Here is a 19,310-nt window from a genome sequence, read left to right as displayed (position 1 = left end):
CACCGGTATCCCAGCTCTGCCCAGCAGTTCCGAGGCATTTCCGCACCAAGGGTTCCGCTGTGCTGCGCCGCGGAAGTTCCGCCGATGAGTTTCCGGCGGCTGTGCCGTCTACCCGTCGACGAAGGGAGCGCACCATGCGCAAGATCATCGTTTGCACGTTCCTGACGCTGGACGGCGTCATGCAGGCGCCGGGCGGTCCGGACGAGGACGCTGAGAGCGGCTTCGAGCACGGTGGCTGGCAGAAACCGGTGGCCGACGACGAGGTCGGCACGGCCATCGCCGGTTGGTACGAGCACTCCGACGCGATGCTGCTCGGCCGCAAGACGTACGAGATCTTCGCGTCGTACTGGCCGACCGCCGATCCCGGCAACCCGTTCACCAATCGGATGAACAGCATGCACAAGTACGTGGCGTCTCGGACCCTGACGTCCGTCGAGTGGCAGAACTCCACGCTGCTGGAGGGCGACATCGTCGATGCCGTACGCAAGCTGAAGACGTCCGACGGCGGCAACATCAACGTCGTCGGCAGCGGCGACCTCGCCCAGACCCTCATGCAGCACGGCCTCGTCGACGAGTACCGGCTGACCATCCATCCGGTGATCGTCGGTACCGGCAAGCGGCTGTTCGCCGACGGAGCGATCCCCACTGCGCTGGAGCCGGTCAGCGTCTCGACGACGAAGGGCGGCACCGTCGTCGGCGTCTACCGGCCGAACGGTAAGCCCAGCTACGACAGCTACTAGCCTCGCGCTTTCACGTGGCAGGGCGTCCGGTAGGTGATCAGAAACGTGGAGAGTGCTCCTGACCTGCAACGATGGGACTTTTCTAGGGTCCAGGTCGTCGCGTGAAAGAGGCACTCTCCAGGTGAAGAAGCGCATCGGGTCCTACCCGCGTCTCCGTACCGAAGGTGGGGGTCGCGGGGTGGTCTCCCAGGCCGGCGGTGTACTGCTGGTGGAGGCGATCCGCAGGACCGGCCTGGGCAGGGCGCGCATACGTCGTCGAGCACCTGCACGACGAGGGTGCGGTACTGGTCGTCGACGAGAGAGGAGACGTGAAAAAGGGCACCCACGCTGTCGGCGTCCAGCGCCAATAACCGGCACCGCCGGGCGGATCGAGAACGCGCAGGTGGCCGTCTACCTCGTCTATGCGGGCGAGCGCGGGCACGCGGCGGTGGACCGGGAGTTGTACATGCCGCGCTCCTGAACGTGCGACCCGGATCGCTGCCGGGCCGCGGGGCTCGGCGAGGACACTGCCTTCGCGACCAAGCCGGACCTGGCCCGCACAATGATCGAACGGTTCCTGGACGCCGGACACCGCGCCGGCTGGGTGGCCGGCGACGAGGTCTACGGCGGCAACCCGAAACTACGGTCCGCGTTGGAGGAACGCGGCGTCGGCTATGTCCTCGCCGTGGCCTGCTCTGCCGAAGGGACCACCAGTGCGGGCACGTTCCGCGCCGACACTCTGATGAAGAAGGTGCCCAAGCGAGCCTGGCAGAAGCTCCCGGCCGGAAGCGGCGCGGAGGACAGAGGCTCTACGCCTGGGCCGTCATCGACCTGGCCGAACCGGCGCCGGGCCACCGCCGGTTGCTGATCCGCCGCAACCGCACGACCGGTGAACTCGCCTACTACCGCTGCTACTCGCCCGAACCGGTGCCACTGACCACGCTGGTGCGAGTCGCAGGGTCCAGGTGGCGAGTCGAGGAGTTCTTCCAGTCCGGAAAGGGCTTGGCCGGCTTGGACGAGCACCAGCTCCGCCGTTACGCGTCCTGATCCCGCTGGGTCACCCTCGCCATGCTCGCGTATGCCTTCCTGGCCGTCGTCCGCGCAGACGAACATGCCCGCAGCCCCGCGTCGGACGGCCTTATACCGCTCACTTGCAAGGAGATCCAGCGCCTGTTCATCACGCTCGTCGTCCGGCCCGCCCTCGACGTCGCCCATCGGCTCGGCGGGGCCGACTGGCGACGCCGCCACCAGGCCCGATCCCGGGCCAGCCACTACCGGGACCGAGCCGTTCGGGGATGAAGGTCACGATCTGCGGCAGGGGCTGGCGGAGATGCGGCGGGGTTGGCAGTGACGGTTGCCGTTCCTAGGCTCGGCAACCATGACGGTTCTGATCACCGTGTGGGGAGCATCTCCCGGAGTGGGCAAGTCGACGCTGTGTGCTGGACTGTCCCGATGGCTGGCCGATGCAGGACTGCGGGTGGACCACTTCCGCGAGGAAGAGATCTTGACCAGGCCGCAGTTCGCTGCTGTGGCCGAGGCTTTCAAGACGACCGGCGCCGTCGACCTGGGGACGTTGATCGCGACAACTGCCCAGTTCGTTGATTCAGCTCTGGCCAGCGGCGATGACGTCGTGATCGCGGACGCCCTGATGCCGTTCGTGCCGACACTGCTGGCCATGGGGCACGGCGAAGAGACGATCGACGCGTTCATGGCCGACCTCACAGAGGTGCTCGCACCCCTCTGCCCGGTCATGGTCTTTCTCGATGGGAATGCCGAGGCCGCATTGTCCCGGGCCGCGAGGAGGGAAGGGGAGCAGTGGCTGGACCGGTATGTCGGAAAGCTCGCCAGGTACGAGGTAAGCCCGCCGGTGACGGACGTCGCGTCTGCGGTGAAGTACCTGCTGCGCGAACGTGCGGTGACACTTGGCACAGTCGGTCGGAAGGAATGGGGCCTCGTTGTGATCGAGCGAGCCGATGAGCTGCCCCCAGGTGAGGTGCTGAGGGCCGCGCAACGGAACCTGATGCCGTGGCTGGGCAGGAGCGTCTCACACGAACCGTAACGATCTACGCTGGAGTGCTAATACTCCAGCTGTAGATCGTGATCTTCATGTCTGGGATGCGGCTTGTCGCCGGTAGTTGACCGGTGCGTGATCGTGCCTGGTGGCGGCGGCGCCAGTCGGACCAGGCAAGCCGGTGGGCCGCGTCGCGGACGGGCCGGATGACGAGTGCGATGAACAGGCGGCAGATCTCGTTGCAGGACAGCGGGATCAGGTCGTCCGGCGTGGGTCGGTGTGAGTGTTCGTCGGCGCGGACGACGGCGAGGAAGGCGTGGGCCAGCATCGCGAGGGTGACCCAGCGGGCCCAGGAGGGGTAGCGGCGGACCTGGTGTTCATCCAGTCCGGCCAGTCCTTTCTCCGTTTGGAAGGTCTCCTCCACCCGCCATCTGGAACCCGCGACCTTGACCAGGGTGGCCAGGGATGCCGGCGTGGTGGAGTGGCAGCGGTAGTAGGCGAGTTCACCGGTGCTGCGGTTGCGGCGGATCAGCAGCTGGTGGTGACCCGCGGCCGGCTCGGCGAGGTCGATGACGGCCCAGTCGTAGAACCGCTGCCCCTTCGCGCCGCGCCCGGCCGAGAGCTTCTGCCAGGCCCGCTTCGGCACCTTCGCCGCCAGGGCATCGGCGCGGAACTTGCCTGCGCCGGTGGGTGGTTCGGCCGAGCAGGCCACCGCGAGGACATAGCCGATGCCGCGTTCCTCCAGAGCCGTACGGAGTTTCGGGCTGCCGCCGTAGACCTCGTCCCCGGTGGCCCAGCCGACGTGGTGTCCGGCGTCCAGGAACCGTTCGATCATCGTGCGGGCCAGTTCCGGCTTGGTCGCGAAGACGGTGTCCTCGCCGAGTCCGGCTGCCCGGCAGCGGTCCGGGTCGCTCGTCCAGGAGCGCGGGATGTACAGCTCCCGGTCCACCGCCGCGTGCCCGCGCATCCCGGCGTAGACGAGGTAGACCGCGACCTGGGAGTTCTCGATCCGTCCGGCCGTTCCGGTGTACTGGCGCTGGACCCCGACCGTGTGGGTGCCCTTCTTCACGTCGCCGGTCTCGTCGACCACCAGGACCGCGGCCTTGTCATGGAGGTGCTCGACGACGTATTCGCGCACGTCATCACGGACGGCATCGGCATCCCATGCGGCTCGGCACAGCAGATGCTGCATGCCGTGCGGGCTGCTCTCCCCGACCCACTCCGCGATCGTCCAGCAGTTCTTCCTCGGCAGGTCCGACAGCAGGCCCAGCACCAACCGCCCGGCCCGCAGCCGTGGTTCGACCCGGGCGAACCGGCCCGCAATTCGGCCCATGGCCACCTCGAACGCCTCCCGCCAACGGACGGGATCTATGCTGTGCCCTGCGGCCACCGTCTCATCGTTACTCCACACAAGTCACGATGATCAACGGTGGCCGCACCCGTTCCCGCACCGGCCCTCACCAGCAAGATCACGATCCACAGGCGGCATTCCCAACTGACTGTAGTAGGGCTGGACCTGGGTCGCCCAGAACGTGCGCATTGGCCGCTGGACGCGGCGCACTTGAGCTTGGAACTGGGGGAGCAGCCGACGGCCTGGCCTGTAGGCAGCGAGGAAACGGATGATCGGCCCCTCCGTTGTCGTGAAGCGTGCGGAGCACGCGTTGGCCGACTGCCGACGGGTACTTGTGCGAGGGCTCGCCGGCAGCGCAAAGACAACGCTGCTGCAATGGCTGGCTGTCGCCACGGCACGCGATGAACTGCCGAAGGAACTGGGCGACTGGCGGGGGCGGATTCCGTTCGTCCTGCCCCTGCGGACGCCGGTGCGGCGTGGGCCCCTTCCGGAGCCGCAGGATTTCCTGTCCGCGGTCGGAGCCCCCTGGCCGCCTCGCAGCCGGAGGGCTGGGCCGATGACGTACTCGCCAGAGGCGAGGCACTCGTCCTGGTCGACGGCATCGACGAGGTCCCCCAAGAGCAGCGGAGTGCTACGCGGGACTGGCTCGAGCGGCTCTTGGCGGCCTACACGGACGCACATTTCGTGGTCACTTCTTCAACGCCCGCTCCAGATTCCCAGGCGTCTTCCATGGCCTTTCAGGCGTCCAGGAAGTCCCCCACATTGGGCGCCACATACCCGACGCTGCGCCCCTCGCTGTCGAGCAGTCGGCCCATCTGATTCACGGTGTGCAGGCAGACGGCCCGGTCCACGATGGAGAGATCTCGAGAGCGCTCTGTGATCGTCGCCTCCAGTTGCGGCAGATTTCCGAGCGATCGCAGCCAGACCATCAGCAGGAGGTTCCGCTCTCCGGTAAGGGCGCAGCACAGGCGTACGTCAGGGAGCGCCGTAAGCGCGCGTGCCGTGGACTCCATGTGCTGCGGTGCCACGCTCGCCCACAGTACGGCCGAGTGCGGCCAGCCCGACAGGGACTGCGCCATCTCGCAGCGTAGCCGGAGCAACCGGCTGGTCAGCAGGCGCTTGACGCGGCGGCGCGCGGTTGGCTCGCTGATCCCGGCGCGGTCGGCGATCGCGGTGTAGGACATGCGGCCGTCCTCGTGCAGCAGCCGGAACAGCTTCTGGTCCACAGCGTCCATCCGGGCACCTCCCACCGTGGTGGACGGTGTACTGGCCAGTCCCAATGCGCGTCGCTGTGACAGTTCGAGGCTGCGCAGACGCCATCGGCTCGGCTCGCCGTAGCCCATGGTCCGTACCTCCGCTCGATACGCCCGGACACCGGACAGCTGCCCTAGCGTGCCGCGCAGGTACGCCGACACCTCCGCGGATGTGCGCAACGTCGCCACGACCAGCAGCCCGTACATGCCTGTGAGGTGGTGGACGTAGCGCACGTGGGGCTCGGCACTCAACGCGGTGGCAATGTCGTCCAGCCGGCCGGGAACGCAATCGATCTCGATGTACACCATGCAGAACTCGCTGTGCAGGGCCGTGCCGGCCACACAGGTGACCCACGCCAGTCCCGCCTCGGCCAGCCGCTCCCAGCGGCGTGCCACAGTCACCGGATCGAGCGCGAGCGCCCCGGCCAGCTGAGCCCAGGAGGCGCGCGGCGAGAGCTGGAGCGCATTGATCAGCTCCAGGTCTTTCTCATCGACGGAATCGTGCGGCATGCCTCTTCCTATCACCGTGTACGAGCTGCGTATAGGCCACCATTCGCCTGTCGTGACGGAATGCTGCGTATCGGGAGTCGTTCCACGAAGCCTGCCGATTCTGGTGGCCCAAACACTCTGGGGGCACCGAGGAGGTCCGAGATCGTGAGGATCACACAAGTCGATCAAGACACTGACGGCCGTCGACAGCAGCGTGACCGAGCTGTCCGCGAGGCGGTGCGGGCCGGTCTGATCGGCCCCGCCCATGTGGCGGCGGGATTCTTGGACGCCGACGGGATCCAGGAGTCCGTGCGCGACCTCCAACGAGCCTTTGGCGACGCGCCAGTGCTGCACACGTTCGCCGCCAAGGCCGCGCCTTTGGTCCCCGTACTGCGCCTGCTCGCCCGGTCCGGCATGGGGTGCGAGGTCGCCAGCCCGGGCGAACTCGCCCAGGCCGTCGCTGCCGACTTCCCACCGGAACGCATCGTGCTGGACTCACCCGCGAAGACCCGTGCCGAGCTGGCCGACGCGCTCGCCTTGGGAGTGGCGGTGAACGCCGACAACTTTCCCGAGTTGGACCGCATCGGCGAACTACTCGCTGTGAGCGAGAGCACCTCGGTGCTCGGGCTGCGGATCAACCCACAGGTCGGCGCCGGAGCCATCGACGCGATGAGCACCGCCTCGCTCAGCTCGAAGTTCGGCGTGCCACTGCGAGATGCCGGAGCACGAAAGCGCATCCTCAAGGCTTTCGCCGAGCGGCCCTGGCTCACTCGGCTGCACGTGCACGTCGGTTCGCAAGGCTGCTCCCTGGAACTCATCGGCCAGGGAGTGCGCGCCGCGTACGAACTCGCCGAGGAGATCAACGCGATGGCGGGCCGGCAGCAGGTGACCAGTCTGGATATCGGCGGCGGCCTGCCGGTCAACTTCGACGACGACGAGATCCGCCCGACCTACGCGGACTACGTCCGGCAGCTGCGCGCCTCCGTTCCCGAACTCCTGGGCGGGCGCTACGACCTGGTAACCGAGTTCGGTCGTTCACTGGTCGCCAAGAACGGCTTCACGGCCGCGGTCGTGGAGTACACCAAAGACGCCGGCGGCCGCCGCATCGCGCTGACACACGCGGGCGCGCACATCGCCACCCGCACCGTCTTCATGCCGGAGGCGTGGCCGCTGCGGATCGCGGTGTACGACTCCGACGGCAGGCCCAAGCTTGCTCCGGAGCGGGTCCAGGATGTCGCGGGCCCGTGCTGTTTCGCCGGGGACCTCGTAGCCCGCGGACGCAAGCTGCCCGAACTGGCACCTGGGGACGTCGTGGTGCTGCTGGACACCGGCGGTTACTACTTCTCCTCCCCCTGGTCGTACAACAGTCTCGCCCGGCCCGCCGTACACGGCTTTACCACACGCGAATCGGACATACGGTTCGCCGCGGTCCGCCCGGAACAGACCCTCGTCGAGATCCTGGCGGAAAGCGGCGTCGACCAGGCAGACGCACTCCTCTTCAGTGACGTGGACAGCACCCCGGCCCACGCGGGCACCCCGGCCCCCGCGCGATGTGTACAGACAGAAGCCCGATCGTGGCACTGACCGAGGTTGCGACGACACCCGCTCGCCGTTTGCCCGCGGCCAAGCAGGCGGCACCCTACGCCGTTGCGGTAGCGGGACTGATCGCCACACCGACACTCGGCTTCGTTGTCGGTACCCGAACCCAACTCCACTGCGAAGGAAGAAAGTTGAACGAATTCGATGTACTCGCCGTCGGCGGTACCGTCATCGACGGCACCGGCGGCCCGGTCCGACGGGCAGATGTCGGCATCCGGGACGACCGCATCGTCTTCCTCGGACGGGCCACGCCTCACGCCACCGCACGGGAGGTACTCGACTGCACCGGCCACGTCGTCGCGCCCGGCTTTGTCGACCTGCACTCGCACGCCGACTACACCGTGTGCGACGCGCCCAGCGCCGAAACGTGCATCAGACAGGGCGTCACCACCATCGTCACGGGCAACTGCGGCGCTTCCCCCTTCCCCATCACCCCCGAGCGGCGACACGCGTGGCACACCACGCTCGCACGCGGCAACCTCAGCACCGCCGACATGCCCTGGGAGGACTTCGACGGATTCGCACGCGCGGTGGAGGAGGCCGAACCGTGCGTCAACCTCGCCGCCCTCGTCGGCCACGCGGCCCTCCGCGTGGCCGCTGTTGGCACCGAACGGCGCCCCGCGACAGCCGACGAGACCGCCCTCATGCGCAAGCTCCTCGCCAGGGCTGCCGAACAGGGGGTGTTCGGTCTGTCCACCGGACTCATCTATGCCCCCGGGTCGTTCGCCGACACCGACGAGGTCGTGGCGCTGGCCACCGAGGCTCGGCAGGCCGGACTGCTCTACAGCACCCATATACGCGACGAGGGCGACCATCTCGTCGAGGCCGTGACCGAAGCTCTGGAAACCGCCCGACGCAGCGGCGTGCGCCTACAGATCTCGCACCTCAAGGCCCTGGGCCCCGCCAACCACGGCAAGGTGCGCGAGGCGCTGACCCTCATCGACTCCGCTGTCGCGGAAGGAGTGGACGTGGCGTGCGATGTCTACCCCTACGCCGCCTCCTCCACCCGGCTCACCTCGCGCCTTCCCGACTGGGCGCTGGACGGCGGTCGCGACGCGCTCCTCGCCCGACTGGAGAACCCGAAGACCCGCGAGGCGATCGCTTCGGAGCTCCGGGCGAAGACCGGACACACCTTCCTTCCCGAAAGCACCGTCATCGCTTCGATGCCGCCGGGCCGCTACTCCTCGTGGGTGGGAAGCACGGTCCAGGACATCGCCGCCGCCACTGGCCGCGATCCGGCCGAGGCATCCCTCGACGTACTGCGCGCGCACAAGGCCCTGGTCTGGATGGTCAACCATGCGATGTCCGAGGCGGATGTGGAAACAGTGCTGCGCCACCACCGCAGCGCAGTCGCCAGTGACAGCTGGGTACTGGACACCGCCACCGACGGCACCCCCCACCCCCGTCACTTCGGTACGTTCGCCCGGGTCCTGTCCCGGTATACCCGCGACGGCCAGGTCCTCACGCTCCGGGAGTCCGTCCGCAAGATGAGCGCGCTGCCCGCCGCTCGCCTCGGCCTCACCGACCGAGGCATCCTGAGCGAAGGAATGGTCGCCGACCTCGCCGTTTTCGATCCCGAGACGGTCAGCGACACCGCCACCTTTGACGCACCGCTGTCTTATGCCGTGGGCACTCGTCACGTCCTCGTCAACGGCCGCCCCGTACTGCGTGATGGCGTCCTCACGAAGCACCGTCCTGGCACGGTGCTCCGCAAGACGGCCGTGCGCTCCCTCTCCCACCACACAAGGAGGTCCCCGTGAGTTCCACCCTCGTCCAGTCACAGCCGACTGAGCCCCAGTCGAGAGCCTTGCACACGGCGTTCCGGGAACTTCGTAACCTTTCCGCCGCCCACAGTCCTCATCGTCGGCTTCGGTATCGCCGTCAGCGAGGCGAGCCGGCTGTTCCCCGCGCCGCTGTGCCGCACATACCTGACCTTCGCGCCGTCGATGACGGTGATGGGGCGGTCCACTCGGAGTTCCACGCCTCCGTTTCTTCCTTCGCGCCTGGTCAGGAGTCGTGATGACCCTCTCGTCCCCTGTCTCTTTGGCTTCGAATGCTCTGGCCGACACGTTCTTCGACTGGGGTCTGATCGCCCGGACGTTTCCGCGGTTGATCTCCGAGGGCCTGCTGAACACGTTGACGATCGCCGCAGGGGCCATCGTGCTCGGAGTCGTCATCGCTCTGGCGGCCACGATGCTGCTCCTGTCGAACCGCTGGTGGGTGCGGCTTCCCGCCCGGATCTACGTCGATGTCTTCCGCGGCCTTCCAGTGATCATCACGGTGATGCTGGTCGGTGTGGGCCTGCCCGCCGCCGGCCTACGGCCCTTCGGCACCGACCCCTTCGGCTACGCGATCCTGGCGATCGGCATCATCTCCGGCGCCTACACCGCGGAGATCTTCCGCTCCGGCGTCCAGAGCGTCGACCCCGGACAGTTGCAGGCGGCCCGCAGCCTCGGCCTGAGCTATCTCAAAGCGATGCGCCTGGTCGTGGTGCCGCAGGGCATCCGCCGCGTACTGCCCGCCATGGCCGGCCAGTTCATCAAGGACATCAAGGAAAGCTCACTGGTCTACCTCCTCGGCCTCGCCGTCGGGCAGCGCGAGCTGTACTTCATCGCCCAGGAGGAGGTCGCCCGCACCTACAACTCCTCACCCCTGATCGCCGCGGGCATCTGCTACCTCTCGCTGACCATCCCCATGACCTACCTCGTCAACTACCTCGACAAGCGGCTGCGCGAGGGCCCGCGCCCCGGCAAAACCCCGACCCCCGTCGATCCGGACCTGCCCGACACCCCGCTCCAGACTGCTGGAGCCACCGGAAGGGAAGCCCGATGAACCCCGCCACCGCCGGCCCGAACCCGGTCGCCCCCCTGCCCAAAGCTGCACCAAAAGCCGCGCCCTGGACACCGGACGCCCCCGCCGCCCTGCAGGTCAAAGGGCTCAGCAAGAGCTACGGCTCCAACACCGTGGTATGCGAGGTCACCCTCGATGTGCGGCGCGGAGAGACCCTCTGCGTGATCGGCCCGTCCGGCTCGGGCAAGTCCACCCTGCTGAAGTGCCTGAACCTGCTGGAGACGCCCGACTGCGGTGAGATCTGGCTCGGCGAAACCTGCCTGACCTCCCCGCGGGCCGATGTCGACGCCGCCCGTTCCCGCATCGGCATGGTCTTCCAGCACTTCAACCTCTTCCCGCACATGAGCGTCGAGCGCAACGTCACCCTCGGCCTGACCTCCGTCAAGGGCATGGGCCGCGAGCAGGCCCGCGAGATCGCACGGCGCCGCCTCGACCAGGTCGGCCTCGCCGCCCTCGCCGACCAGCGCCCCAGCCGGCTCTCCGGCGGGCAGCAACAGCGCGTCGCCATCGCCCGCGCTCTCGCCATGGAGCCGGAGGTGATGCTCTTCGACGAGGCCACCTCCGCGCTCGACCCCGAACTGGTCAAGGACGTACTCGTCGTGATGCGGGACCTCGCATCCGGCGGCATGACCATGGCCGTCGTCACCCACGAAATGGGCTTCGCCCGGGAGGCCGCCGATCGCGTCGCCTTCATGTGCGACAGCCGCCTCGCCGAGATCGGCACACCCGACCGGATCTTCGAGAGCGCCGAACACCCCCGGCTGCGCCAATTCCTCTCCCAAATCCTCTGAACCGCCCACCCAGCACAGAAAGTCCTAGCCATGCGCACACCCCGTAGATCGCTGCTCGTCGGCGCCGTCACCACCGCTCTGCTGCTCCCCCTCACCGCCTGTGGCGGCGGAAGCGATGCCGCAGACTCCAAAGCAGCCAAGTACAAGAACCTGGTCAAGTCCGGTGTGATCACCGCCGGAACCCAGTCCGAGCAGCCGCCCTTCGCAGTCGCCGACGAGTCGGGCAAGCCCAGCGGATTCGCCGTCGACCTGATGAACCAGGTCGCCAAGCGCCTCGGCATGAAGGTCGAGTACAAGACCACGAACCTCCTGGGCCTGCTCGCCGGACTGCCCGCCGAGCAGTACGACGTCGGCGTCGCCGGCGTCATAGCCACCCCCGAGCGCGAAAAGGAGGTCGACTTCACCACCCCGTACTACTGGGGCATCACCGATGTCCTGACCATCAAGACCGGCAAGCAGACCAAGCTGTCGGACTTCGACGGCAAGCGGGTCGGCATCGTCAGCGGCTCGATAGCGGAGGACCTCACGGCCAAGCTCATGCCGAAGGCGCGCACGGTGAAGTTCAAGGACCAGACCGGGCTCATCGGCCAGCTCCGCTCCGGAGGCGTCGAAGCAGTCCTTCTCAGCTCTGCCAGCGCGGACGAATACCTCACAAAGCAACCGATTCGCGTCGCCGTCAAGGTAGACAACCTCCAGGGCACTGCCTTCCCCATCCGGAAGAAGGGCGACCCGAAGCTGCGCAAGGACATCGACGCCCAGATCAACGCGATGATCGACGACGGCACATACCTCACGCTCTACAAGAAGTACTTCCATGACCCGATCAGCGCCGACTTGATCAAGGTACGACCCGGGCTCGCGAAGCAGGTCAAGAACACCAGCCTGGCCCCTTCCGAGAAGTGACGACTGGGCCGTCATCGACCTCGCCGAGCCGGCCGCGGGTCACCACCAGCTGCTGATCCGCCGCAACCGCAGCACCGGTGAACTCGCCTACTACCGCTGCCACTCCACCACGCCGGCATCCCTGGCCACCCTGGTCAAGGTCGCGGGTTCCAGATGGCGGGTGGAGGAGACCTTCCAAACGGAGAAAGGACTGGCCGGACTGGATGAACACCAGGTCCGCCGCTACCCCTCCTGGGCCCGCTGGGTCACCCTCGCGATGCTGGCCCACGCCTTCCTCGCCGTCGTCCGCGCCGACGAACACTCACACCGACCCACGCCGGACGACCTGATCCCGCTGTCCTGCAACGAGATCTGCCGCCTGTTCATCGCACTCGTCATCCGGCCCGTCCGCGACGCGGCCCACCGGCTTGCCTGGTCCGACTGGCGCCGCCGCCACCAGGCACGATCACGCACCGGTCAACTACCGGCGACAAGCCGCATCCCAGACATGAAGATCACGATCTACAGCTGGAGTACTAAGCACTTGTTCTCTCTTCCAACCCCGCGACTATTCAATCTGGTTCGCTCACCAACGAATCAACGACTGCATTATCGCCGCTTCCTCTTTCACTCAGTCGGCAAACCCCTCGTAGCGCCTGCCTCCTCACTACGGCCATAGACCGAAAATTGCAACGCCACGGGAAGATGTACACCTTTGGGCGGTCGAGCAGCTCACACGCTGCGAAGACGGTCGTCTCGGCTACAAAGGCACCTTCTCCCAACGTCACATCTTGGCCATTTGGGGTGTGCTGTGGTGGAAGACCCGTTTGAGGCGATGCGCAGGAACGATGGCGGGCAGACGGTTCCGGCAGCCTGGAAACCGAACGGCGTGAAAGGTCCCTGATCACATAGCCTCTCCTGGCACGCACACGACAAGGGGAGGATCATGAGAGGCAGAACGACTTGGGCCGCGGCCGGCGGGGCGGCGGCCCTGGTGCTGACCACGGCGACCGGAGCGCACGCGGAGGGGCGGGGCGACATCCGGGTGGTGAAGACCGTCGTCAACGGCGGCGGCAACGTCATCGTGGGTACGGCGAAGACGATCCGCTACCCGATCGACATCACCATCAAGGACAACTCGGGGGTGAAGGGGCTCACGCACGTCAGCACCTTCAACAAGACGAACGCCTACACCTTCGCAACCTGGAACGACGACTCGTCCTGCACGAAGAAGAGCGCGACCACTTCGGTGTGCCGGGCCACGATGACCATCGACCCCGCCTGGATCGCCGACAGCGACGACATCGACACCAACAAGGTCGCCGGCATCTGGCAGGTCAACGCCACCGTCAAGGCGAATGACGGCGACTACTGGATCTCCGACCACATCGCCGAGTACAAGGTCAAGCGGGCCGCCCAGCTCACCACGGTGATCGCGCCCGAGAAGGTCGCCAAGGGCGCCAAGGTGACCGTCACCGGCAAGCTGTCGCGGGCCAACTGGGAGGACCTCAAGTACCACGGGTTCACCGGACAGCAGGTCAAGCTCCAGTTCAGGAAGAAAGGCGCCGCCCACTACAACACGGTCAAGACCGTGACGACGGGCGACGCCGGAAAGCTGACCACCAAGGTGACCGTCACCTCTGCAGGCAGCTGGCGCTGGTACTTCCCCGGCACCACGACCACGTCGCTGAAGGTGTCGGCCGGGGACGCACTCAACCTCAAGTAGCCGACGAACGAAGCCCAGAAGTCCTCTCTGGCCACGGCGCACCCCGTGGGCTGCGTAGGCCCACGATGGGAGTGCCGGACGAAGGTCGAACTGCGTGGTGGAAGTCGTGCGACCGGGCCGGTCAGCGGCCGCTGACCGGGGTGTCCTGCGGAAGTCCCGCCAGGCCCGCGCCACTTGCACGCCAGGCCCTCGGCGCGCAGCCGACGGCCCATCCCCGCGCCGACCTCGAGTTGTCCCACACATACCTCTCCCCAGAGGGAGAGCAGGAACGGAGAGAGGGGCGGGGGAAAGAGGCGATCGTGCGGTGGATACGGCGGCCCCTCAGACGAGACACCGCTGAGGCGGAGGCTTCGCACCGCCCCTTCCGGATTGCGCCTTGGGCACACACCGGCCGCTGCCGAGAGCCGCCTTGCGGATCAGCGACACGCCTTCCGGATCAACGACAACAGAACGCGCTGGAGACATGCGCCAGGTCGATGTGGCGCCTCCGAGTCAAATCCACGCGCGGGGTCATGAAACGTGAGTTGAGCAGACGCCCACCCCGTCGGTCAATAACTTCCGGACAGGTCTCACATTGCGGAAACGTGGAACTTCTCCGCCCAGGAGAACGGAGCCGCTGACGGTGCCATGTGACGGCCGGCCCTCTGAGCCGTGGTGGCGAACTGGTACCGGCTCCGCGGCGGATCGCACCCTGCAGCGCCTGGCACACCTCCCCCGGAACGGCAGGCGCCGGCAGATCTTCCTCCCGCCGTCGACATGGTCACGAACAGTGTCCTCGGCTGCTGGATCGGGTGGACTATGACGTCGCTCCCGGCGAGATCCTCACGCACCAACGTCGAACTTCCGCTCTCCATCAAGGGCTTGCCGCGCGGCGAGCGCCAGGGACGGTCGAAGCCCCCGCCGGAGCGGGTCAAACTCCCCGACCGGGCACGGCAGTTGCCCCACCACGTCTTCGAGCGCCAGCGCCGGCATACACATGGCCGGCGCCTTCACACCGGCGGGGCGGCCTGTCTTCAAATGTCCGGCTGCTGTGACGCGTTCCTGCGCTGATCGGCATCCGCATCCCGGCTCTCCGCACCGGCGATGGTCTCGCGCAGCACTTCGCGGGCCGCGGCGAGCTCGGCGGAGCGCTGCTCGAGTTCGCGCAACTGATGGCGGAGCGCGTCGAGCACGCCGGGGCAGGGCAGCACGGCCGCCGCCCCGGTGGTGCACGGCAGCACTTGTCGGATGACGCGAGTGGGCAGCCCGGCCGCGAGGAGGGCGCGGATACGCCGTACGGTGGCGGCGTCGGAGTCGGCGTAGGTGCGATAGCCGTTGGGCAGCCGCTCGGGCCGCAGCAGCCCCGCCCGTTCGTAGTGGCGCAGCAGTCGCTCGCTGGTCCCCGTCCGCTCGGCCAGCTCCCCGATCAGCACGGACTCTCCCTCTCGCTTGACCTTCCAACGGTGTCAGGGATCAACACTGGCCGCCGCCGCCCGCATTCCGCCGACGGCCCGCTCCTCTGGAAGGCGCACATGATCATTGATGCCCACAGTCACGTCCACGATCCACTTGTCGTCCACCTGTCCGCGCTGGACGACGCGGGCGTGGAGCGTACGGTCCTGTTCCCCACCCGCCCGCACCCGGAGCGGGCGACGGACCTGGCCTCCCTCCGGTACGAGATGAGCGTGTTGGACCGCGCGCTGGCGGGTGGGACCGGTGGCGGCGCGAACGCAGCCGAGGACGACGGCTACGCCACGGCGTGGCGGGAGCTGGACGAGGCCCTGGCCGCACATCCCGACCGCTTCCTGGGCTTCGGCTCCGTCCCCCTGGGCCGCCCCGCCGCCGAGACCGCGGCCTGGGTGGAGCGCGAAGTGGTGGGCCGCGGGCTGCACGGCATCGGGGAGCTCACTCCGCCCCCGAACCAGGCGGTCCTGGTGGAGCCGGTGCTCCGGGCGGCGCACGACCATGCCGGCCTCCCGGTGGTCGTCCACGGTTACGCCCCCACGACCGCAGCGGATCTGCGCACTCTGGCCGGCCTGGCGGCCCGCTATCCGAAGGTGCCGCTGGTGATCAGCCAACTGGCCGGAGCCAACTGGATGGAGGCGATCGAGCTGGCTGGCGCCACGCCGAACATCTACCTGGAACTGTCCACGGCCAACATCATCTTCGCCGTCCGCCTGGCCATCCGCGAGCTCCCCACCCGCACCCTCTTCGGCTCGGACGCCCCCTACGGCGACCCCCTCCTGTCCCGTGCAACGGTGGAACGGGTCATACCGCCCGGCGAGGTCCGCGAGCGGGTCCTGGGCGGGAATCTGGCGGAGCTGCTGGGCCTGGAATGACGCAGCAAGGCGGGTGGCGCGCACTCGCGACCCGCACGACCCGAAAGGCCGGCACCGCTGGTGGAGCCGTCGGTGCCGGGTGTCGGTCATCCCGCGTCCGCGCGCATCCCGTGGAGTGAAGTCGGGCGTTTCGCAAGGCGGAATGGATGTGCAATGCGGTACGTACCATGTCCCTGCTCCGGACGACCCGTCAAGGCACTTGCTTGGAGGAAAGGGCGAATTGACCACGGCCTGTCATCACGGGAAGGCGCACCATGCGGCCGTGACGCCGGGGCGAAAGCAGGTGGCCAGGGGCTCGCGGGCGGCGTCTGCCGCTCGGCTACTCTTCCGCCATGACCAGCAACGGCAGCCGCCCACGTGATCACTCGGTGCAGTCCGTCGACCGGGCGGTGTCGATCCTGCAGGTGCTGGCCAAGCAGGGCCCGAGCGGCGTGACCGAGATCGCCGAGGAACTGGGCGTCCACAAGTCGACCGTGTTCCGGCTGCTGGCGACCTTGGAGTCACGGGGCCTGGTCGAGCAGGACACTGAACGCGGGCGATACCGCATCGGATACACGATGGTCGAACTCGCGGCCGGGGCGAGCAAGGTGAACGACCTGTCGTTGCTGAGCCGTCCTGTCTGCCAGGAACTGGCCGCTGCCGCGGGTGACACCGTGAACGTGGCGATCCACGACGGGCACGACGTGATCAGCATCGACCAGGCGATCGGCGCGGCTGCGATCACAAGCATCGACTGGGTCGGCAGGCGCACACCGATGCACGCCACCGCGGCGGGCAAGCTCTTCCTGGCGCACATGACCCCCGACCAGGTCGCGGAGATCTTCGCGAAGGGGCCGGAGAAGTACACCCCGCACACCATCGTCGACCCGGCGCGTCTCACGGCGGAGCTCAAGGTGATCCGCGAGCGGGGCTACGCCACCACCAGCGAGGAGCACGAGATCGGGCTGGCCGTCATCGCGGCCCCGATCCGGGCCCTGGACGGCAAGGTCATCGCGGCCGTGACCTTGTCCGGGCCGACCTTCCGCATCAACGAGGACACCGTTCCCGACCTCGCGGAACAGCTGATGGCTGCCGCCGCGAAGATCTCCTGGCGCCGCGGGTACGTGAAGCGCGGCTGAGCGCCGCGCAGGGCGAGCACAGCAGAGGCACTTGACGGCTGGGGATTCCCAGCCCCACCATTTGTCTCGTATCGCGGTTCTGTTTCGCATAGCGAAACAGTCCGTTCGGAGCTTCCCCGAGGAGCTGCTGTGCCCTCACCCACCCTGGACCCCCTGCTCCAGCCCTTCCGGCTCAAGCACCTCACCCTGCGCAACCGCGTGGTCAGCACCTCCCACGAACCGGCGTTCGGCGACGAGGGCATGCCCAAGGACCGCTACCGCGCCTACCACGTGGAGAAGGCGCGGGGCGGAGTGGGCCTGACGATGATCGGCGGCTCGGCGGTGGTCTCCCCCGACAGCCCGCCCGCGTTCGGCAACCTGCTCCTGTACCGCGACGACATCGTGCCGTGGCTGCGCCGGCTCGCCGACGACGTGCACCGAGCCGGGGCCGCGGTCATGTGCCAGGTCACCCATCTCGGCCGCCGTACCAGCAACTTCACCGGCGACTGGCTTCCGGTGGTGTCCGCCTCACCGCTGCGCGAACCCGCCCACCGTGCCTTCCCGAAGGCCGCCGAGGCGTGGGACCTGGACCGGATCGTCGCCGACTACGCCGCCGCAGCACTCCGTTGCCGAGAAGGCGGCCTCGACGGCATCGAACTGGAGGCGTACGGCCACCTTCTCGACAGCTTCCTGTCCCCCGCCACCAACCACCGCGACGACGAGTGGGGCGGCAGCCTGAACAACCGCATGGCGTTTCCCCGCCGGGTGATCCGGGCCGTCCGCGAGGCGGTGGGCCCGGACTTCCTCGTGGGCATCAGGATGTCGCTGGACGAGGCGCTCCCCAGCGGTCGCCCCGGTCTCGCCTTCGACGAGGCGCTCACTGCCGCCGAGCAGTACGCCGCCGACGGCATCGACTTCATCAGCGCCATCCACGGCACCATCGAGAGCGACGCGTCCTTGGCGAAGGCCATCCCGTCCATCGGCACCCCGTTGGGGCCCTTCCTGGACTTCACCGGCGAGATCAAACGCCGGCTCGCGATCCCCGTGATGCACGCGGCACGTATCGCCGACGTCGCCACCGCGCGGCACGCCCTGCGAGAAGGGCTGCTGGATCTGGTGGGCATGACCCGCGCGCAGATCGCCGATCCCTATCTGGTCGCCAAGGTCAAGGCCGGCCAGGAGGACCGCATCCGGCCCTGCGTCGGGGCGAGTTACTGCCTCGACGCGATCTACGACTCCGGCGACACCAAGTGCATTCACAACCCGTCCATCGGCCGGGAGCTCCATGTCCCGCACCTCATCTCCCCCACAACCGGCCGCCACAGGAAGGCAGTTGTCGTCGGAGGAGGTCCGGCCGGCCTGGAAGCGGCGCGCGTACTCGGCGAACGCGGCCACGACGTCGTCCTGTTCGAGGCGAGCGACCAGGCCGGCGGGCAGATCAGGCTCGCCGCGTCGAATCCGCGCCGAGGCGACCTGATCCAGATCGTCGACTGGCGCCTGGCCGAGTGCAAGCATCTCGGCGTCGACCTGCGCGTGGGAACGTACGCCGAGGCCGGCGACGTCCTCGCCGAACACCCCGACCTCGTGATCGTCGCCACCGGAGGCACCCCCAACCGCAGCTTCCTCGCCGCCGGCGAGGGTCTGGTCGCCGACACCTGGGACGTGATGACCGGATCGCTGCGGCGCCCGCGGGGCGAGATCCTGGTCTACGACGACCACGGAGGCTACCCGGCCATGGACGCCGTGGAGGTCCTCACGGCGCAGCCCGGCGTCCGGATCGAGTACGTCACCCCGGAGCGCACCCTCGCCCCCGACGTCGGCAGCATGAACTCCCCTGCCTACCTACGGGCGTTCACGGCCCGCGGCGTCACCACCACGCTCGCCCAGCGGCTGCGCTCCGTGCGCCGCACCAGGGAGGGACGGCTGGCCGCCATCCTCTACAGCGAGTACACCGAGGCCGAGACCGAGCGGATCGTGGACCACGTGATCGTGGAGCACGGGACCCTGCCGACGGACGAGCTGTACGTCGAGCTGCTCCCCGGCTCGACCAACCTCGGCGAGGTCGACCACCGCGCCCTGCTGGCGCACGAGGAACAGGTCGTGGTCCGCAACGAGGCGGGCACCTACCAGCTGTTCCGCATCGGCGACGCCGTCGCCGCCCGCAACATCCACGCCGCGATCTACGACGCCCTGCGGCTGTGCCTGCCGGTCTGAGCACTACCGT

Annotated in this window: 13 protein-coding genes and 4 pseudogenes; 14 read left to right on the top strand and 3 right to left on the bottom strand. The window is 68.1% G+C overall.

Features of this window, described 5'->3' with window-relative positions:
* The first annotated feature begins 134 nt into the window (after positions 1-134).
* From OG303_RS47995 to OG303_RS47985, 3 genes and pseudogenes are all read left to right on the top strand, one after another.
* Entirely contained in the window at positions 135-740 is a 606-nt protein-coding gene (locus OG303_RS47995; RefSeq protein ID WP_405876352.1) for a dihydrofolate reductase family protein, read from the top strand.
* A 248-nt stretch (positions 741-988) separates the two neighbouring features.
* A pseudogene (locus OG303_RS47990) lies at positions 989-2,018 on the top strand (IS701 family transposase); the annotation flags it as partial.
* 79 nt (positions 2,019-2,097) lie between these two features.
* Positions 2,098-2,778 (top strand): hypothetical protein, encoded by a 681-nt coding sequence (locus OG303_RS47985; protein ID WP_405876351.1) that lies wholly within the window; start codon positions 2,098-2,100, stop codon positions 2,776-2,778.
* 45 nt (positions 2,779-2,823) lie between these two features.
* Here the strand turns inward: OG303_RS47985 and OG303_RS47980 are convergent.
* Positions 2,824-4,063: pseudogene (locus OG303_RS47980) on the bottom strand (IS701 family transposase).
* A 286-nt stretch (positions 4,064-4,349) separates the two neighbouring features.
* Between OG303_RS47980 and OG303_RS47975 the strand changes: the two are divergent.
* Positions 4,350-4,547 (top strand): annotated as a pseudogene (locus OG303_RS47975) (NACHT domain-containing protein); the annotation flags it as partial.
* 271 nt (positions 4,548-4,818) lie between these two features.
* On the opposite strand, the gene OG303_RS47970 reads toward OG303_RS47975, so the two are convergent.
* A complete protein-coding gene (locus OG303_RS47970; RefSeq protein WP_405876350.1) occupies positions 4,819-5,844 on the bottom strand; it encodes an Lrp/AsnC family transcriptional regulator in 1,026 nt (341 codons plus the stop codon).
* A 144-nt stretch (positions 5,845-5,988) separates the two neighbouring features.
* On the opposite strand from OG303_RS47970, the gene OG303_RS47965 reads away from it, so the two are divergent.
* The 7 genes and pseudogenes from OG303_RS47965 to OG303_RS47935 all read left to right on the top strand — a co-directional run bounded on the left by OG303_RS47965 (position 5,989) and on the right by OG303_RS47935 (position 13,671).
* On the top strand, positions 5,989-7,407 hold the full coding sequence (locus tag OG303_RS47965; RefSeq protein WP_405876349.1) for a diaminopimelate decarboxylase: 1,419 nt from the start codon (positions 5,989-5,991) through the stop codon (positions 7,405-7,407).
* Between the two features lie 146 nt (positions 7,408-7,553).
* On the top strand, positions 7,554-9,182 hold the full coding sequence (locus OG303_RS47960; RefSeq protein WP_405876348.1) for an amidohydrolase family protein: 1,629 nt from the start codon (positions 7,554-7,556) through the stop codon (positions 9,180-9,182).
* A gap of 283 nt (positions 9,183-9,465) precedes the next feature.
* Positions 9,466-10,254, top strand: coding sequence for an amino acid ABC transporter permease (locus tag OG303_RS47955; protein ID WP_405876347.1), 789 nt, complete (start codon positions 9,466-9,468; stop codon positions 10,252-10,254).
* Entirely contained in the window at positions 10,251-11,063 is an 813-nt protein-coding gene (locus OG303_RS47950; protein WP_405876346.1) for an amino acid ABC transporter ATP-binding protein, read from the top strand. Before OG303_RS47955 ends, OG303_RS47950 begins: the two co-directional genes overlap by 4 nt.
* A 30-nt stretch (positions 11,064-11,093) precedes the next feature.
* Entirely contained in the window at positions 11,094-11,966 is an 873-nt protein-coding gene (locus OG303_RS47945) for a substrate-binding periplasmic protein (RefSeq protein ID WP_405876345.1), read from the top strand.
* 1 nt (position 11,967) lies between these two features.
* Positions 11,968-12,457 (top strand): annotated as a pseudogene (locus OG303_RS47940) (IS701 family transposase); the annotation flags it as partial.
* 434 nt (positions 12,458-12,891) lie between these two features.
* Complete coding sequence (locus OG303_RS47935; protein ID WP_405876344.1) at positions 12,892-13,671, top strand: hypothetical protein; 780 nt, start codon at positions 12,892-12,894, stop codon at positions 13,669-13,671.
* Between the two features lie 1,013 nt (positions 13,672-14,684).
* Here OG303_RS47935 and OG303_RS47930 read toward each other — a convergent pair.
* The gene (locus OG303_RS47930; protein WP_405876343.1) at positions 14,685-15,083 is read right to left on the bottom strand and encodes a MerR family transcriptional regulator; all 399 of its coding nucleotides are present in this window, start codon (positions 15,081-15,083) and stop codon (positions 14,685-14,687) included.
* Between the two features lie 99 nt (positions 15,084-15,182).
* Between OG303_RS47930 and OG303_RS47925 the strand changes: the two genes are divergently transcribed.
* The 3 genes from OG303_RS47925 to OG303_RS47915 all read left to right on the top strand — a co-directional run bounded on the left by OG303_RS47925 (position 15,183) and on the right by OG303_RS47915 (position 19,300).
* Positions 15,183-15,989 (top strand): amidohydrolase family protein, encoded by an 807-nt coding sequence (locus OG303_RS47925; protein ID WP_405876342.1) that lies wholly within the window; start codon positions 15,183-15,185, stop codon positions 15,987-15,989.
* Positions 15,990-16,321: 332 nt separating this feature from the next.
* Positions 16,322-17,107: an IclR family transcriptional regulator gene (locus OG303_RS47920; protein WP_405876341.1), complete on the top strand. Its 786-nt coding sequence runs from the start codon at positions 16,322-16,324 to the stop codon at positions 17,105-17,107.
* Positions 17,108-17,236: 129 nt separating this feature from the next.
* Positions 17,237-19,300: an FAD-dependent oxidoreductase gene (locus OG303_RS47915; protein WP_405876340.1), complete on the top strand. Its 2,064-nt coding sequence runs from the start codon at positions 17,237-17,239 to the stop codon at positions 19,298-19,300.
* Positions 19,301-19,310: the final 10 nt, after the last annotated feature.

This window comes from Streptomyces sp. NBC_00005 (assembly GCF_045160215.1).
Taxonomy (GTDB): Bacteria; Actinomycetota; Actinomycetes; order Streptomycetales; family Streptomycetaceae; genus Streptomyces.
The sequence above is the reverse complement of the archived record's forward strand: the minus strand, read 5'-3'. Positions and strand labels throughout refer to the sequence as shown.

Excerpts from the sequence above, each read along its gene's own strand:
- OG303_RS47985 (WP_405876351.1), top strand. The coding sequence starts at position 2,098 with ATGACGGTTCTGATCACCGTGTGGGGAGCATCTCCCGGAGTGGGCAAG.
- OG303_RS47950 (WP_405876346.1), top strand. The coding sequence starts at position 10,251 with ATGAACCCCGCCACCGCCGGCCCGAACCCGGTCGCCCCCCTGCCCAAA.
- OG303_RS47970 (WP_405876350.1), bottom strand. The coding sequence starts at position 5,844 with ATGCCGCACGATTCCGTCGATGAGAAAGACCTGGAGCTGATCAATGCG.
- OG303_RS47925 (WP_405876342.1), top strand. The coding sequence starts at position 15,183 with ATGATCATTGATGCCCACAGTCACGTCCACGATCCACTTGTCGTCCAC.
- OG303_RS47920 (WP_405876341.1), top strand. The coding sequence starts at position 16,322 with ATGACCAGCAACGGCAGCCGCCCACGTGATCACTCGGTGCAGTCCGTC.
- OG303_RS47995 (WP_405876352.1), top strand. The coding sequence starts at position 135 with ATGCGCAAGATCATCGTTTGCACGTTCCTGACGCTGGACGGCGTCATG.
- OG303_RS47935 (WP_405876344.1), top strand. The coding sequence starts at position 12,892 with ATGAGAGGCAGAACGACTTGGGCCGCGGCCGGCGGGGCGGCGGCCCTG.
- OG303_RS47945 (WP_405876345.1), top strand. The coding sequence starts at position 11,094 with ATGCGCACACCCCGTAGATCGCTGCTCGTCGGCGCCGTCACCACCGCT.